Origin of the sequence: Bradyrhizobium sp. CCBAU 51753 (assembly GCF_015291565.1) — a bacterium.
Taxonomy (GTDB): Bacteria; Pseudomonadota; Alphaproteobacteria; order Rhizobiales; family Xanthobacteraceae; genus Bradyrhizobium; species Bradyrhizobium ivorense.
On record NZ_CP030037.1, the window covers coordinates 1,963,045 to 1,978,250 of the forward strand.

Below are 15,206 nucleotides of genomic sequence, written 5' to 3' on the forward strand. Positions count from 1 at the left end.
AAAAGCAGTCTTGAATCTGATTTGCCCCTAAAAGGGAATCCCTAGAGTCCACGCCACCTAGAGCTCGGCGCCAAGGAATGGCTGGGCGACAAGCATATCCACAGGGATTACGAGCTCCTGGCGGAGGAGTTGCGGCGGGACCGTCCGGAACTCGCCGCCCTGACGCAGTTCGTGGATCCCCTGATAGCTCACTATCAACTGCGCTTCGGCGCCGAGCCCGACATGCTCCGCGCGTTCCAGCGCATCGTCTACGATCCAAATGGTAATGATACGGCCGACTTCCTGTTCCTGCCAGTGAACGACGCTATGGATCCTAATCGCCTCGGCACGCATTGGTCGCTGCTGCTCCTTGATCGCCACACGCGAGGAGAGCCGATTGCCTATCACTACGACTCTGTCCGGGGACACAACCACGAGGCGGCAGCGCAGCTTGCACGACGGCTGCGCGCCCGCCTGGAGTCACCCAGCATGGCCCAGCAGCGGAACAGCTATGATTGCGGCGTCTTTGTGGTGGACGGCACGCGGGCGCTCGTTCGACGATTGGCCCAAGGAGAGCGGCCAGCGCACGAGCCGCTGCACCTTGACAACCTCGTCGCCAATCGGCGGTCCCTCCAGAGTCGACTGGCTCATCCCGGCTTGGGGTAATGGAGCTGGCTGGAGCGGCTCTCCCGGACACTACACCGGGGGGCTCGCCCGAGCGAGCGGCCTGTTTGGCCGCAGAAGCCGAAGCCCAGGGAGGCCTTTCTGATCGGGAAGCTCAAACTCTCGATCAAGAAGCTCCGCCACGAGCAGTTCAGACAGTCCTCCGATCGACGCGCATTGCTGGAGCAGCTCGAGCTAAAGCAGCACGCACGCAGCGCCCGCTTTACCACGCTTCGATCAGCCCTGAAGCCGCGACGCCACTTAGGGCCGAGCAGATCACGCAGGCGGTCGATCATCTCGAAGATCGGCTTGGCTTGCAGGGTCAGCCCCGTGTGGTCCTCTTGCACCGAAAGAAAGATCGCGAGCACATTCACGTCGTCTGGTCACGCATCGAGGCCGACACCGGCAACGCCGTCTCCTATTCGTGGAACTATCGACTGCATGAGCAGGCCTCCCGCGAGTTGGAGGCGATGTTTGGGCACCGTCCCGTTCCCAATTCTCCGGCGCGGCGAGTCCGAGCACCAGGCGACGCAGAAGATTACGAGCTACGCCAGGCGGAGCGCTGCGGACTGAGCCCATCCAAGGCAAGTCAGGAAATCACTGCCATCTGGAATGCCGCATCAGCCAATCCAGATGAACTGAGGACTAGGCTCGCAGAGACCGGCTACACGCTCGCCCGGGGTGATCGCCGCGTCTTCGTCGTTATCGACCGGCACGGCGACTCGAATCTTTGACGGCGGTCTGAGGCCTCTATCAAGGTTCATGTCCCAGTGCGGAACTCACAGCCCCCTTGATCGCGCTTGCGACACGCGCCACATCGGTGCGCTTCAAGCCGGCGACGTTGATGCGGCCAGATGTCGGCATGTAGATGCCGTGCTTTTCCCTTAGTTTCAGCACCTCGGTCTGGGAGAGGGGCAGAATGGAAAACATGCCCTCTTGCGAGCCGATGGCGACGGCATTCGACCATCTTCCTCCCAACGCGTCGGCGAAAGATTTTCGCAACGCGAGGAGGCGATGACGCATCGATTCCAACTCTTCACGCCAGTCCCGGCATAGTTCGGGGGAGCAGAGGATGGTCTTCACGATTGCGGCGCCGTGATCGGGCGGCATTGAGTAGCTGGCGCGGGCGATAGCAACAAGATTGGACCGAGCAGTCTCTGAAGCTGATTGCAAAGACGCGGACGCAAACAGCGCGCCCGTACGCTCGCGATATAGTCCAAATGATTTCGAGCAGGACACCGCGATAAGCGCCTCTGGAACGGCAGAAATTGTCGAACGAAGCGCGGCGACGTCTTCGTCGAGTCCGGCACCGAAACCCTGATAGGCAAGATCAATCAACGGCATAAGCCCCCGCGCAGCGATCATCGCGGTGATCCGGCGCCAGTCGTCCGCCGTCAGCACAGCGCCGCTCGGGTTGTGACAACAAGCATGGAGCAAAACTGCGTCGCCGGGCTCGGCCTGTTGTAGCGCATTCATCATGCTGTCAACTAGAATGGTCTGCGAGGCAACATCAAAGAATGGATAAGTCTCGACCGGGAGACCGGCACCCGAGAAAATTCCTGCATGATTCGGCCAACTCGGTTGACCTAGCCAGATCTTACCCCTTCCGGTCCCGCGAATCAGATCGGCAGCGAGCCGCAAAGCACCCGAGCCACCGGGTGTCTGCACACCAGAGGCGTGGATGGTTGCCGTATGCCCGCCAACCAACGACCACAGCAGATCAAGGAATGTTTGATCACCCTCCGGCGCCACGTACGCCTTAGTGTTCTGGGTCTCGCAAATCAGATGCTCCGCAGCCTTTACGGCACGAAAGATCGGCGAATGACCGGCCTCGTCGCGATAGACGCCGACCCCAAGGTCGATCTTGTCTGGTCGGGGATCTGCGTCAAAGAGCCCAATCAGCGCAAGCAGGGGATCGTTGGGTTTACGGCTTAGTGTTTCAAACATTGTCGGCTTTCTTGATCGAGCGGAAACCGGCCGCATTTGACCGGATGGTTGGCTGCGTTCAGAAGTCAGAGAGACGCGGCTCAAAGTCACGCGTCGTAGTCGCGCAAGCACTCCTTGGCGCGACGTCCGTTTTGCAGGACGAAATTTCCGAGTTCTGGCCACCCAGCGCCCGCGGACGACGACCGCCCAGCTCGCGACGGGCCGGCTCGCGATGGCCCACCACGCATCAGTTCGGGTTCAAGGTGTTGCCAAATCGAATCGCTGCTGAAATCGGATGCTTCCGCAGCTCGGGATGGCCCTGCCCGCGATGGCGCGGGTGCGATCTCCTGCCAAATCCGATCCTGTTCGCAATCGGGGGCTTCGGCCATCGCCTGCAATGCGCTCAGCTCATGCTCAAAGCCCGCTGAACCGGGGGACGGTGGTGCGTCGGGCCGTGGGCGCGTGGTCGCTGGGTCTGTTGGGTTGAAATCCATCCTGTCTAGCCTCTCAAAAGACGGAGCCGCTCGAGCCTTCGTTCGACGAAGGTCGTTCGTGTTGCGACCTGCGGAGAACTATTTCGGAGGCTGGCGTTGAGCGCCGGCCTCCGAGTTGCCGCCAAAATGATGCCAACCACGCGTCCGGTCGAGCATCGAGTGCCCCGAAAGGTGCACGTCCGCTGCGTTCGCTGGGCGGCATCGCCCTCTAGGCATCCGCGCTTTCATGGTGTGGCGCTCAGCTTTCCAGAAGCTGACGGGCAGACGGATTTAGGCCGATAGGACTAGACTGATTTTCGTCGTAAACTGCGCAGTGCCGCGGGTGAGTAGAGTAAATGCCCAATCGACCGTATGGACGCTCTTCGCGATGCCTCCGCCTCGCCACCGAGGCCCGGACGCGCTTGGCAGGTCCCGGATCGCGGGGCGGAACGTCGAAAGATCAGATCCTGAAGCAATTGTGGCCGCGAGCTGTGAACGAGTGGAGGCGGGAGATCGTGCTCGTCCGTCACCCAGAACAAAGACGCGCGATGCAGTTTCACACCATCGTCTCCTGGATCAGGGACGATTATCGGGTATTAGTTATCGTCTGCTTGACAGCTTATTGAAAGAAACGCCGGAGATGCCGCTCCATTGATGCTTAGCGCTAAGGATGTACAATATCTTCATTAGCCATCACCGCAGCCTTTATGAACAAGAGGCCACGAGCTGTTACGAAGAACGAGTTGATGGAGATTGCCGCAGTCGAACCGCTTTGGGAGCGTTGGGGGGCGGAAAGCCAAGGAAGAAATGTTCGATATCCTTGCGCCGCTTTATTGTGTGAGGTTCGACTTTGTGGAGCGGGCCTGGCTATGTCGGCGATCTGTTTATCATTGAGAGCGAATGCCTCGTTGGCGAGGTTATCCCCGTGAGCTTGATAAGCGGTCGCCGCGCAAAACTGGAGATCGTCGAGTACTATGGGTAGATGGACACGAAAGAGGCGGGACGACGAGGTGGACGTGTGCGAGCTAAGAGGACTGTCTGCGGCGGAGCCGCGATAGCGCGTAAAGTAGCAAGTACACGGTGGCAAAAACGAACACACCGCCGTTGATTAGTAAGTCTCGGCGCGTCGAGCTTCTTGCAAGCGCGGCGCAGCAATGGATAGTGCCCCAGAATCATCGTCGCCGGCTCATTCCGCGCTGGCACTGACCCGCTCCTCCAAGCGGAAAGCCTCCCGAACAGGACCTCTCCTACTTTCAGCTATCGCTTCGGTGGCGACGCCGCTATTATTTCAATTTTCGGCACCTTCAGGACAAGGCCCTTTGCAAAATCGCGCAAGAAATCTCCCCTGTAGTCAGTCGTGACTATCCGAATATTCCTTTTGCAGGCGGCAGACAGGAGACTATCGAGCTGGGCGCAGTCGGTTTTCAGCCTTTCCCGTTCTGCCGCTGGTTCGAGAGCCTGGGCGAAAACAACAGGAGCCATTCCGCGCCGATGTGCAATGCAGCGGTAGCCATCAGTCGAGTAGAGGCATCTCACGTTTCGGATCTCGACAAGCCTATCAATGAACGTTCCAGGGGCGACATCAAGGTGGTCTGGATCATGGATTTTGAGAGCGGTCTGGCCGGGGTTGGCAACGATCTCTTTAAGATGAGCCGTCCCCAATTTCCTAAGAAAGCGAGCTGTCTTTAGGGCTGCGGCCGCTTTATCGAAGCACAGCAAGCGTTGCTTGTTGTTCTTCACTGTCGCGCAGTCCGTCATTGGCATGCTGGCCCGCCGCACATCGGCTGCCAATGCGGGCGAAGGCGAAGAGAAGATGATTGCGGAGTAACAAAGGTACGAGAACCATCTCTGCATTCGAATTGGCTGCCGACGATTCATCCGGACTCATCTTTCCCGGCAAGAAGGCTGCTCGAAACTCGGCAACTGCCCTCCGGTGGGCGGTTCGCCCTGAGGCAGCGGCGCCGCGCAGCCAACACGTTGCGGGCTTTCATCGTGCATCGATTAGGTTAGCTATAAGACTTATGCGCTTGCAGACCAATTCACTCAAACTTGTAGGACGCTTCAAAGAAGGTACCCCATCGCTCCATGCTGTACTTCGCGAGTGCAGGGATCTGGATGAGCGTGCCTCGGCCGCTGCAGCCGCTGCAGTTGAATATGACATCGCTGTCGTTCTTGGTCCACATTGCCCAGTACCGAGCGCCGACGCCGATACTGAAATTTCTGCTGAGGAAGTACGACAGCGTTCCTTCGATCTGTACGCCCCCGCCACCTTGCCCGCGCTGATCGTAGAAAGTTGTTTCAGGACGGAGGAGATGGTTATCGCGACCGGTGAAGTCGGTCCATGGCAGGTAAGCAACATCTGCGCTCAAGCGCCAGTCCTCAAACAGCATAGTCTCGGCGTTAAGCCCGACGCGCAGCGCATCCCAATTGGCATCTTGACTGCCGATGATTTGCCGGACCGGAACCGCGCATGCCCCGTATGGCGAGGCTGTCTGCACGCATGCGATCGAATCCGACTTCTGGCCGAAGTAAGTACCACCGATAAATGCGCCCAGCTTGTAGGTGCTACCGCGCATAAAATCGTAACCGACATCGGCTGTGTAGTACATGAATCGTCCGTTGGCCTGATCTGACAGAGTGTTGCTATAGGCCGTACTGCCGGTGCTCGAATCCTCGTCGTTCATCCTTCCCTTGTTGAAGCGTCCGACGCCAACGTTGCCCTTCAGGAATATCCCCCAGGGACTATCAAGCCGTGCGAACAGCTCGCCGGAAATGCCGTCCAAGCCGTGATAGGTGAGCCTGGAATTGGGGATGCCGCTATCTCCGGATATCGGGGGCGGATTCGTGTAGTCCCACTGGAATGTGCCTCTGCTGAGCCAGACCCGCGAGCCCCCTTCGAACGACCAGCCGCCCGTATCGAAAACAGGCTTTATTGTTTTGGCGGCCGCTCGTCCCGGATAGACCGATGCGTCGAACCATTCCGTCCCGCTCGCGTCGCCGCCGAAATGGTAATTCAATCCGATCTTTCCGATGTGATAGTTGCTGGACAAGCTGGTTGTGCTGGCGGCAATGATGGCGGGGGGCGGGAATTGCACGGTCGGAGGGGTCGCCTGATGCGTCCCATCAAAACCCATGTAGTCGTACTCGAATTTGACAGACCAAGCGGGCGTTAGCGCTTGCTCAAGACCGACTCCGACTGTCCAACCCAGGCGACCATAATCGAAGTGCATTGTATGCTGCGGGAAGCCGGCAAAGCGCCCGTCGAACTCGTTGTTGTTGGCGATGTTGCCTCGGTTGTGTTGCCAAGCCACGCCCGCCTTGATGTAGCCGAACGTTTGGCCTCGTAGGCCCAGTGCGTAACCCACACGAGCAGTCCCTGTGACAAAAACATCTGGGCTTACCTTGCAAGTGGCGATCACAACAGCGCCCGAGAAAGCAAGACAGCTGTTGGTACCATCGGAGACAGCATGGCTCGCATCGAGTTCGGCGCCTATAACCCAACGGTCCGTTTGCCAGTTGTAGCCGACCTGACCTCCGGCCAAGAATGCGGGGGTGCTGACGATGTCACCATAGATTGATGGGCCATAGGGATCACTGAAGGATGTTCGGCCATAACCTCCGCCGCCGTGCACGCCAATGTACCCTCCGGTCCAGCTCCACAGTGCAGGCGGGAGCTTCGCCACCGGATCGAGATCCGCAGAATGAGCAATACCGCACGCGGCAAGTGCAATTGCCGCGCCCCAAACGAGAACTCCAGATCGCATATCACCTCACGAACACGACGTGCGCGCCATTCCAACGAACATCAAACAGCCGACGTTGTGATGTCGCTTGCATGCCGTTTATGGTCTGCAGAATCCATGCCAGTGATCGCGGTGGGCGTTCCAGAGTGTCGACCGCGACATCGTTTACGCGGCAACGCGTAAGACTTTATGTCTGGCTCTGTCGGTGAGCTTGCCCGCCCTACACTGCGCGTCCAAGTGGGGCTCGGGCGAAGCCGCGCCGTTCCTCATCACAGGATGACGAGCAATGAAGGTCACAGCCTTCACAACTGTCAGGCTGACTACTTGTAGTGCTGGGGTTCCGGACAGATGTGTTATCAACCGGACACTGCCGAATGAGATCAGACATTCGTGCTTAGCGCCCCTGATCACTGCGGTGATCGGATCGCCCCCGCCTTCGAATATCACGATCAGCTCACCGGCCTTTCCAGCTGCTCCTCTACATTGGACAGTTTAGCATCGCTTCCTGGGCGCTGCAGCCTTTCTGGGGCAGAGCTTCACCTACACGCCGGCTTTCTCCGATCTCCACTGAGGCGTGTCGGACGGCAAAAGGTGACGCCGTATTATCCTTCGGTTTTGCGCCCAACCCCCTTGCCCCGAGATAGTCTAGGAGATGCGTCGCTCGTTCAGCAACAGCGTCGGCGGTGAGCGCGGCCGCCCGATCGGTTTGCGCCATTTTCAACTGAGACCCGGGCCAACCGAGGCAGTAAGCCCCCTTCAATTCAGTATCTGTCGGACATTCGCCGGCTGAGCGCATACGACTGGAAGGACAAAGGAAGCAGAGGGCTAGTAAAAACATGACCATTGCGTGTGTCTCGCGTCCAACCGATCCGCATGTGTTCTCAATCGCAGTCTGATGTCGGTCTCTGGCTGCGCACCTACGCAAAGTTTCAATAGGAGTCGTCGCTGCGAAGCTCGTCGGGCCCGCGCCGTCGGGAGAATGCATCCGATAGGGTTCGTGTCGATTCGCGAACCACTTGTTGAGGTGACGAATCCCTGATCTTCTCCGTATGGATCTCCGCTTTCATGCCTGTCCACCGCTTGGATCGATAGCAGCATTGTGCCGGTAGCCTCTGACGATCTTTCCATCAGAGGCACGAACAGCAGCGCAGATAGTTACTTCAGCCGAAGTGGAGCGAGAGTTCATGGGACCCATGCGAGACCGTCTTGCTTTAGGTCGCCACTAACGGATGAATTGGGTGTCAAGCTGGGCGATGCTGAGGTTGCGCCCATCGCTTCTCTCAGCAAAGCCCCGGGGACCAGTGCCCTTTGGCGTCCCGTAAGATAACGGAGCGGCCTTCCATAGTCCCGCCGAGTTCCGCTAGGCTCTCACAATCATGGCGAGCAGCTTCAACGGACCGATAGGATATACCATTTCTCAACGGAAAATAAATCGAAAGCCTGCTGGAGCACTTTTATCGTGAGCCGATAGCCCATTCTCGATTCCGTCGAACGGATCGAGCATGGCGATCGTTTCTTTGCCAACGCTAGCTGCGTAATCCGGCATGGCAGCTCAAGGGCGTTCTATCCGCCGCCGAGCGATCATATCTGATATTCGAGAGCTCCCGCGACGCCGTCATACGCGGCGGTAGCTGATAGGCGCGGCCGAGAAAACCAAGGGAATGAGGATAGCTACCATCGGCACATGAACTCCACGGGCAACGGCCTTCCGGAGCCAAAGCTTTGAAGCTCAACCTAAAGGCCAAGCTGGGCCGCGTCGAGGATCCCTCCGATAAGTGCGTCGCCCCGACCGAGGTCGCTCGTTCTGTCGCAGCAGGTCTCCTGGCTCGCTGGGTCTTTCGGCTTTTTTGGCGCCGTCGCACCCGGACGGACTCAAAGAAGACGGCCCCGGCGGGGCAGGCCAGGGCCGTCAACTTGGAAGGTGCGTCAGCCAAGTGGGGTCAAGGAAGACGCGAAAACAATTGTAGCGATCAACCGACCTCATGTTCAACTATATAAAGGTTTAGAGCCGGCGTGGAGCCGTAAGCCTGCTGTGCCAGCCGGCCCGCCGTCCTTAGGCGGCGTGATGGAGAGTCCTGTCGAAGTGCTTCTTGACTTGCCCGCGCATGTCTGTCGCAAGCCTCTGGCCGAGCTTCCACAATTCCTCGTTCTGGTCGAAGGCCTTGCGGGCTTGCTCGGTGGACAAGGTCAAGACCTCGGACGCCGACCCGCTGCCAAGCAGATGGGCGAACAAATCGAACGCGAAGGCGGTATTGGCGTGAGAGATTTCGAGCACCTTGAGTCCGTAATCGGTCGCGACGGCCGCGTTGCGCGAGTACGTTTCGCTCAACGCCTCGGTCATGTGTTCAGAGGTGCGCGCGCGAGCAAAGCTCTCCGCAGCTAGATCACCGACCACTCCGGGCAATGCGATCTTCGGGAAACCCAACAACGGCATTCCGAAGATGTTTGTGCCGTTCACCGTGACTTTCATTTCACTTTCATTCAAGGCGCAGTCCCCTTCTCGCGCGAAAGCATTCCTCGCAACGCTTGCATGCGTCACGACAGCGCTGACGCTCCGTGTTCGATTCTGAGTTTTGGGTGAGCTTCGATCCCGCCCCGACACTACTCTGCGGGACGAAGGCACGACTGTCGGTTCGGTTTGCGACTCTCGTGGAAAATCTTTTGAGATTGTCAATTCAAGCTAACGTATATTTACGCAGAATGTTGTGCATAACGTGCGTGCTGTGAGCAGCGAAAGGCTCCGCGTGAGGTCGTGCGAAGCATCATCTGCATTGGCTGCGCTGCGCGGAGGACCCGGGCAGTTCGCGTGCAAACAAAAGCCCCGGCATCGCTGCCGGGGGGTGCATTTCTTGGATCGCTTGAGCGCGGACTTTAGAAGTCCATGCCACCCATGCCGCCGGCCGGGGGCATCGCGGGGCCACCGGCGTTCTTCTTCGGCAGCTCGGCGACCATCGCTTCCGTGGTGATCAGCAGCGCTGCAACCGAGGCAGCGTTCTGGATCGCAGTGCGCACGACCTTGGTCGGATCGATGATGCCCTTGCTGACGAGATTGACATACTCGCCGGTCTGACTGTCGAAGCCAAACGGGTACTGGTCCTTCTCCAGGATCTTGCCAACAATGACGGAACCATCCTCGCCCGCGTTGATCGCGATCTGGCGGGCCGGAGCCGACAGCGCCTTGCGCACGATCTCGACGCCAGTCTTCTGGTCGTCGTTCTTGGTGCGGATGCCCTTGAGGTGTTCGGAGGCCCGGAGCAGGGCGACGCCGCCGCCCGGCAGGATGCCTTCCTCGACAGCCGCGCGGGTCGCGTGCATCGCGTCATCCACGCGATCCTTGCGCTCCTTCACCTCGACTTCGGTCGCGCCGCCGACGCGGATCACCGCGACGCCGCCCGCGAGCTTGGCCAGACGCTCCTGCAGCTTCTCACGGTCGTAGTCCGAGGTGGTTTCCTCGATCTGCGCTTTGATCTGGGCAACGCGGGCGTCGATGTCGGCCTTCTTGCCGGCGCCGTTGACGATCGTGGTGTTCTCCTTGTCGATCATCACCTTCTTGGCACGGCCGAGCATCTGCAGCGTGACGTTCTCGAGCTTGATGCCGAGGTCTTCCGAGATCGCCTGGCCGCCGGTCAGGATCGCGATGTCCTGCAGCATGGCCTTGCGGCGATCGCCGAAGCCCGGAGCCTTGACGGCCGCGACCTTCAGGCCGCCACGCAGGCGGTTGACGACCAGGGTGGCCAGCGCCTCGCCTTCGACGTCCTCGGCGACGATGACCAGCGGCTTGCCGGTCTGCACCACGGCCTCGAGCAGCGGCAGCAGCTCGTTCAGCGAGGAGAGCTTCTTCTCGTATATCAAGATGTAGGCATCCTCCATCTCGGCGCGCATCTTGTCGGCGTTGGTGACGAAGTAGGGCGAGATGTAGCCGCGATCGAACTGCATGCCCTCGACGACGTCGAGCTCGGTCTCGAGCGACTTGGCTTCCTCGACCGTGATCACGCCCTCGTTGCCGACCTTCTTCATGGCGTCGGCGAGGAACTTGCCGATCTCGGCATCGCCGTTGGCCGAAATGGTGCCGACCTGCGCGATCTCCTCGTTCGAAGTCACTTTCTTGGAGTTCTTTTCCAGATCCGCGACAACGGCTTCGACCGCGAGATCGATACCGCGCTTCAGATCCATCGGGTTCATGCCGGCGGCAACCGATTTGGCGCCTTCACGGACGATCGCGGCAGCCAGTACGGTCGCGGTGGTGGTGCCGTCGCCGGCAGCATCCGCCGCCTTCGACGCAACTTCGCGCACCATCTGGGCGCCCATGTTCTCGAACTTGTCCTCGAGCTCGATCTCCTTGGCGACGGCAACGCCGTCCTTGGTGATGCGGGGCGCACCGAACGACTTTTCGAGGACGACGTTGCGGCCCTTCGGACCGAGGGTGACCTTCACCGCATTGGCAAGGATGTCTACGCCACGCAGCATGCGATCGCGGGCATCGACACCTAGTTTGACCTCTTTAGCTGACATGTTTGTCCTCCCTGAATTGAAATTCGTCTCTCACCTGCGAGGCAGCATCGACAGGTGCTCCTCAGGGGTGAGCGCTTGCGGCGGTCAGCGTTAGGCCGCCTTCCTGGAGCCGGAAACGTCGGTGAGAACGCCCATGATGTCGCTCTCCTTCATGATCAGAAGCTCCTGGCCGTCGATCTTGACCTCGGTGCCGGACCACTTGCCGAACAGGACCCGATCGCCTACCTTGAGGTCGATCGGGATCAGCTTGCCAGCTTCGTCGCGACCACCGGGGCCGACGGCGGTCACTTCGCCCTGGCAGGGCTTTTCCTTGGCAGTGTCCGGAATGATGATGCCGCCAGCGGTCTTCTCTTCGGCGTCGATGCGCTTGACCACGATGCGGTCGTGAAGCGGACGAAATTTCATGCGATCCTCCTTGGCTTTTGTGATTATTGCTGGATTGGCAGTCGCAATGCGCGAGTGCTCACCGCTCCTCACATAAGTCCGTGACACTCCGGCGCAAGGGCTTCGACCCATGTCGCCTGTTGGCCCTTGGTGTCGAACCGCGCCCCTCACTTTGACTACGGCTCTTTTGGGAGATCGGACGTGACCGCGGGCATACTAGATCGACGCAAATGACCCCACGCGGAAGTACGTTCCTAGTCCAGCGCCGGCCCAATATGCTTTGATGCGCGGGTTAGGACTGAGATACATGGGTGACTGATGTACATGTTCATTCGAAAGTACACCAACGTTCGTTCGGTTGCGGACGCTGCTCGCCGCGCCAAAAGCGGCATCGGTCAGATCCTAAGAGAATCGCACGGATTCAGATCTTATTACGTATTGGATGGGGGCGATGGCGTCGGTATCGCTGTGATGATATTCGATGACCGCGAAAGCGCTAATGCTGCGAACGATAAAGTGCTGGATTTCGTTCAAGCAAGCCTGCATGACCTTAATCTTGGAGACCCCGAAATCATCGCTGGGGAAGTTTTGGTGAAAATAGAATCTGATGCGTAGTCTTCCGCGCGTCGGTTGCCGCGGGAGAACCAGACTTCTCTGTGTGCGGGCCTCTATCGCCGCCTGTAACCCGAAGGCGGTAGTCGGTGGGCCGATTGGGATCGCGGCAGGCGGCGGTCGGCCGCATGCGAACGTCTGCGGCAGTCCGGGACACCTTCACCTATTCCAGCGGTCATCCAGCTGGGGGCGTCCTATCCAGGCCCTGTTCAGGCACCGGGTTGTGCAGCCAAGCTGCGACTTCCCCTGTAGTCGCGCCTGAGCTTCCTGGTAAGGGCCGACGTAGCGGAGCTGGGTCGGTATTTTGGGATAGATGCGTCGTATCCGCGCAACGGCACGCTCTGCAGCCTTCCTGTCGCGTGCGTCAAAGGCAAATCCGAAGCCGGTGCGCAATCGGTCCGGCAGCGACTCGGCACTCAGGGTTTGATACCAGCGCGGTAACCGCAACCACGGTCGTCCACCGGCGAAGATCTGCCGGGCCACCTCGCGCGCGGCGGTGCTGACCGACAATGTATCCGATTGCATCATCGCTGCCGTGTAGGCAGCAAATGAATCCCAATCCGCCGGCAAGTCGCTCGGAGTCAACCCGAACAACGCCCCAAACAGCCGGCTTTCGGCCCAATAGTGCTCGCGTTCTTCGACCGAGAACGGAGGCAGGATCAGGTCGTGGACGGCCAGAGCGGTGTCGACAAGGGTCGCGTGAACCCAGCGCAACGCTGCGACCTCGTTGGCGCGGTATGGCGAGCCGCTCTCGAACGGACCAATTGCTTCGGGCAGGCGGCCGACGATCATGGTATGGCGGCGGTGCAGCTGCCGGGCAGCGGTAAGGGACGCATCGAGCGAGCCGAACACCATCGTAAACACCACGTCAAAGGTTCGATGGAAGCGACCGATCGGATCCGCGAAGGTCCGCGAGTGCTCGGCCACCGCGGCGGCGACCCAGGGATGCGCCAGTTGAAGCAGCAAGGCACGACCGGCACCCAAAAAGGTGATGGCTTCTCGGTCGATCCGCCAGGTCATCGAGCCTGGACCAAAAATGCCCTCGACCGGTCCGGCGGCCCGAGCCCGGACGAAATCAAGAGCGAACTCCAGGTCGCTTTCGGTGACCAAATGCGCACCTTTCGAAGCAGACGGGGGGTATTCCACTGGTCTGTGCAGTCTATAGCAATTCAGCAAGCCGCCGCCTTCGGAGGACAGGCGGTCTTGATCCGCCCGATTGTTGGCGTGGCAAGCGCTCGCTGAGCATCGAGCGTGAATCGGCGTGCTCGCAATGCCGGCAACTATAGGATGGACCTCCTCGCTCCGCTTGCTAGCGAGACATTAGACATACTGCTCCAATTTGAGGTAATCGTCTGTGAGGACAGGGGAGCGGATGGAAGAAGCTGCGTCTTGAAGAAAGGCATTCAGAGTCCGACTAGCGCGAATGCGGCCTTCGAAACATAGGCGCGCCGGCGCGCGAGTGCGAAGAGTTGCGAATTCGGAACTGACCAGGTCAGCGGCGGCTGCGGCACAATCTGAGGCGGAGGAGCAACCAGCAGACATGACAGCTTGTGCCAGTCCTAGTGTGGTGAGCCAGCCCGCATAGACTAGCACCGCACCGTCTGTCTCGTTGAGCCCAGAGAGTTCCTCAATTGCAGCAGCATGGACTGGCGCCGCACCAAGAGACAGAAAAAGATCGGCTATTTCGTCACGTGTGGCTCGAGAGAGAAGGCAGCGGCCGAGATGTGATAGGAGCGTCTCGGTCGGACCTTCGAAGATACGGAGAATGCGGGCGTCTCGATAGATTTTAGCGACAGGCGTTCCCTCATCGTATCCACGGCCACCCAACAGTTGGACACATTGATCAGCGACGAGGCCGCACCACTCCGACGACAAAACCTTCGTTGCCGATGCAAGGTGGACGTTGGGCGCGCCCTGCGCTGAGACAAGTCGGCAGGAAGCATCCAGCATTGCCTTCACTACTTCGCGCCGGAGTACCATCTGCCCAAATAACTGCTCGATATAGCTGTTCTCAATCATCCGCAGCTTACCTAGTCGACGATGGCTTGCATAAGAGGCTGCAACCTGGATAGCGCGCTCAAGGGCTCCAAGACCCATTGCCGCCACACCGATACGCCCGCGGTTCATACTAGATGCTGCTGCTCCCCAGCCGTCTTGGTCGCGAGAGAGCACGTAAGCGCTCGGCACCTCGACATCTTGGAACTCCAGAGTATTTTGGATAATGCCACGCAAACCCAGTGTGCGATGCTCGTGGGTGACCTTTAGACCCGGAGCCTGCCTATCAACTAATATACCAACGAGCCGACCTTTCGCATCTGGACCAGAGGCTCGGGCAAAGCAAACGATCCAGCGAGCCCAGTCAGCGAGGCCAATCCAGATTTTGCGGCCAGTGATGCGAACTCGATCTTCGTGCATAAAAGCCGAGGCCTCTATATGCCGCGGGGCAGAGCCAGCTCCAGGCTCTGTCAAAGCGAAAGCGCAAAGGTCGCCGCGTGTTGCACCCCACATGACCTGCCTTTGTTCAGGGACGTGCGACGCCGCTTCGATGCAGGGCAAGGCCAGGAAGTTATGGATGACGAGGGTAGAGGCAGCCGAGATATCAAAGGATGCGGTGGCGGAGATGAGGTCGATTGCCTCTTTCAAGGGAAGAGCTAATCCGCCGTGCTCCGCTTGTGTAGTGAGCCCGAACAGTCCATGCCTTGCAAATATGCTGTGTAGGGTGGGAGGGAATGCCCGACGGTCATCCGCATCTGCGAAATTCAACTGACTCAGGTCATCGATTAAACTGGAGTATAGGGTAGGTCCAGCACCTTCAGCTGTACGTTCCTGCGACTCCCCGAATAGCGGGTAAAATTGAGTGTACATAGACATTAAGCCATAATGATTGAATGCGCTATTCATGCCAATCATCCCC

Annotated in this window: 11 protein-coding genes; 3 read left to right on the plus strand and 8 right to left on the minus strand. The window is 59.2% G+C overall.

From position 1 onward, the window contains the following. The first annotated feature begins 129 nt into the window (after nucleotides 1–129). Both XH93_RS09045 and XH93_RS09050 read left to right on the plus strand, forming a co-directional pair. Nucleotides 130–645 (plus strand): Ulp1 family isopeptidase, encoded by a 516-nt coding sequence (locus XH93_RS09045; RefSeq protein WP_371814949.1) that lies wholly within the window; start codon nucleotides 130–132, stop codon nucleotides 643–645. Nucleotides 646–710: 65 nt separating this feature from the next. Next, nucleotides 711–1,376 carry a relaxase/mobilization nuclease domain-containing protein gene (locus XH93_RS09050; protein ID WP_210340454.1) on the plus strand — a complete coding sequence of 222 codons (666 nt, stop codon included), beginning with the start codon at nucleotides 711–713 and terminating at the stop codon, nucleotides 1,374–1,376. A 19-nt stretch (nucleotides 1,377–1,395) separates the two neighbouring features. Here XH93_RS09050 and XH93_RS09055 read toward each other — a convergent pair whose 3' ends face one another. The 6 genes from XH93_RS09055 to XH93_RS09080 all read right to left on the minus strand — a co-directional run bounded on the left by XH93_RS09055 (nucleotide 1,396) and on the right by XH93_RS09080 (nucleotide 11,701). Continuing rightward, nucleotides 1,396–2,589: an amino acid aminotransferase gene (locus XH93_RS09055; protein ID WP_194473215.1), complete on the minus strand. Its 1,194-nt coding sequence runs from the start codon at nucleotides 2,587–2,589 to the stop codon at nucleotides 1,396–1,398. A 1,709-nt stretch (nucleotides 2,590–4,298) separates the two neighbouring features. Continuing rightward, complete coding sequence (locus XH93_RS09060) at nucleotides 4,299–4,781, minus strand: hypothetical protein (RefSeq protein ID WP_194473216.1); 483 nt, start codon at nucleotides 4,779–4,781, stop codon at nucleotides 4,299–4,301. A gap of 299 nt (nucleotides 4,782–5,080) precedes the next feature. Beyond that, nucleotides 5,081–6,805 carry an outer membrane protein gene (locus XH93_RS09065; protein ID WP_194473217.1) on the minus strand — a complete coding sequence of 575 codons (1,725 nt, stop codon included), beginning with the start codon at nucleotides 6,803–6,805 and terminating at the stop codon, nucleotides 5,081–5,083. 2,032 nt (nucleotides 6,806–8,837) lie between these two features. After that, nucleotides 8,838–9,254 (minus strand): phasin family protein, encoded by a 417-nt coding sequence (locus tag XH93_RS09070; RefSeq protein WP_246799536.1) that lies wholly within the window; start codon nucleotides 9,252–9,254, stop codon nucleotides 8,838–8,840. A 401-nt stretch (nucleotides 9,255–9,655) separates the two neighbouring features. Beyond that, nucleotides 9,656–11,296 (minus strand): chaperonin GroEL, encoded by a 1,641-nt coding sequence (groL, locus tag XH93_RS09075; RefSeq protein ID WP_194473219.1) that lies wholly within the window; start codon nucleotides 11,294–11,296, stop codon nucleotides 9,656–9,658. A gap of 90 nt (nucleotides 11,297–11,386) precedes the next feature. Then, nucleotides 11,387–11,701, minus strand: coding sequence for a co-chaperone GroES (locus tag XH93_RS09080; protein WP_194473220.1), 315 nt, complete (start codon nucleotides 11,699–11,701; stop codon nucleotides 11,387–11,389). 297 nt (nucleotides 11,702–11,998) lie between these two features. Here XH93_RS09080 and XH93_RS09085 point away from each other — a divergent pair, with 297 nt between their 5' ends. After that, the gene (locus XH93_RS09085; protein ID WP_194469608.1) at nucleotides 11,999–12,295 is read left to right on the plus strand and encodes a hypothetical protein; all 297 of its coding nucleotides are present in this window, start codon (nucleotides 11,999–12,001) and stop codon (nucleotides 12,293–12,295) included. A gap of 156 nt (nucleotides 12,296–12,451) precedes the next feature. Here the strand turns inward: XH93_RS09085 and XH93_RS09090 are convergent, their stop codons facing one another. Together XH93_RS09090 and XH93_RS09095 are read right to left on the minus strand one after the other, a co-directional pair. Then, nucleotides 12,452–13,402 (minus strand): oxygenase MpaB family protein, encoded by a 951-nt coding sequence (locus XH93_RS09090; protein WP_194473221.1) that lies wholly within the window; start codon nucleotides 13,400–13,402, stop codon nucleotides 12,452–12,454. Between the two features lie 210 nt (nucleotides 13,403–13,612). Next, a complete protein-coding gene (locus XH93_RS09095; protein ID WP_194473222.1) occupies nucleotides 13,613–15,193 on the minus strand; it encodes an acyl-CoA dehydrogenase family protein in 1,581 nt (526 codons plus the stop codon). Nucleotides 15,194–15,206: the final 13 nt, after the last annotated feature.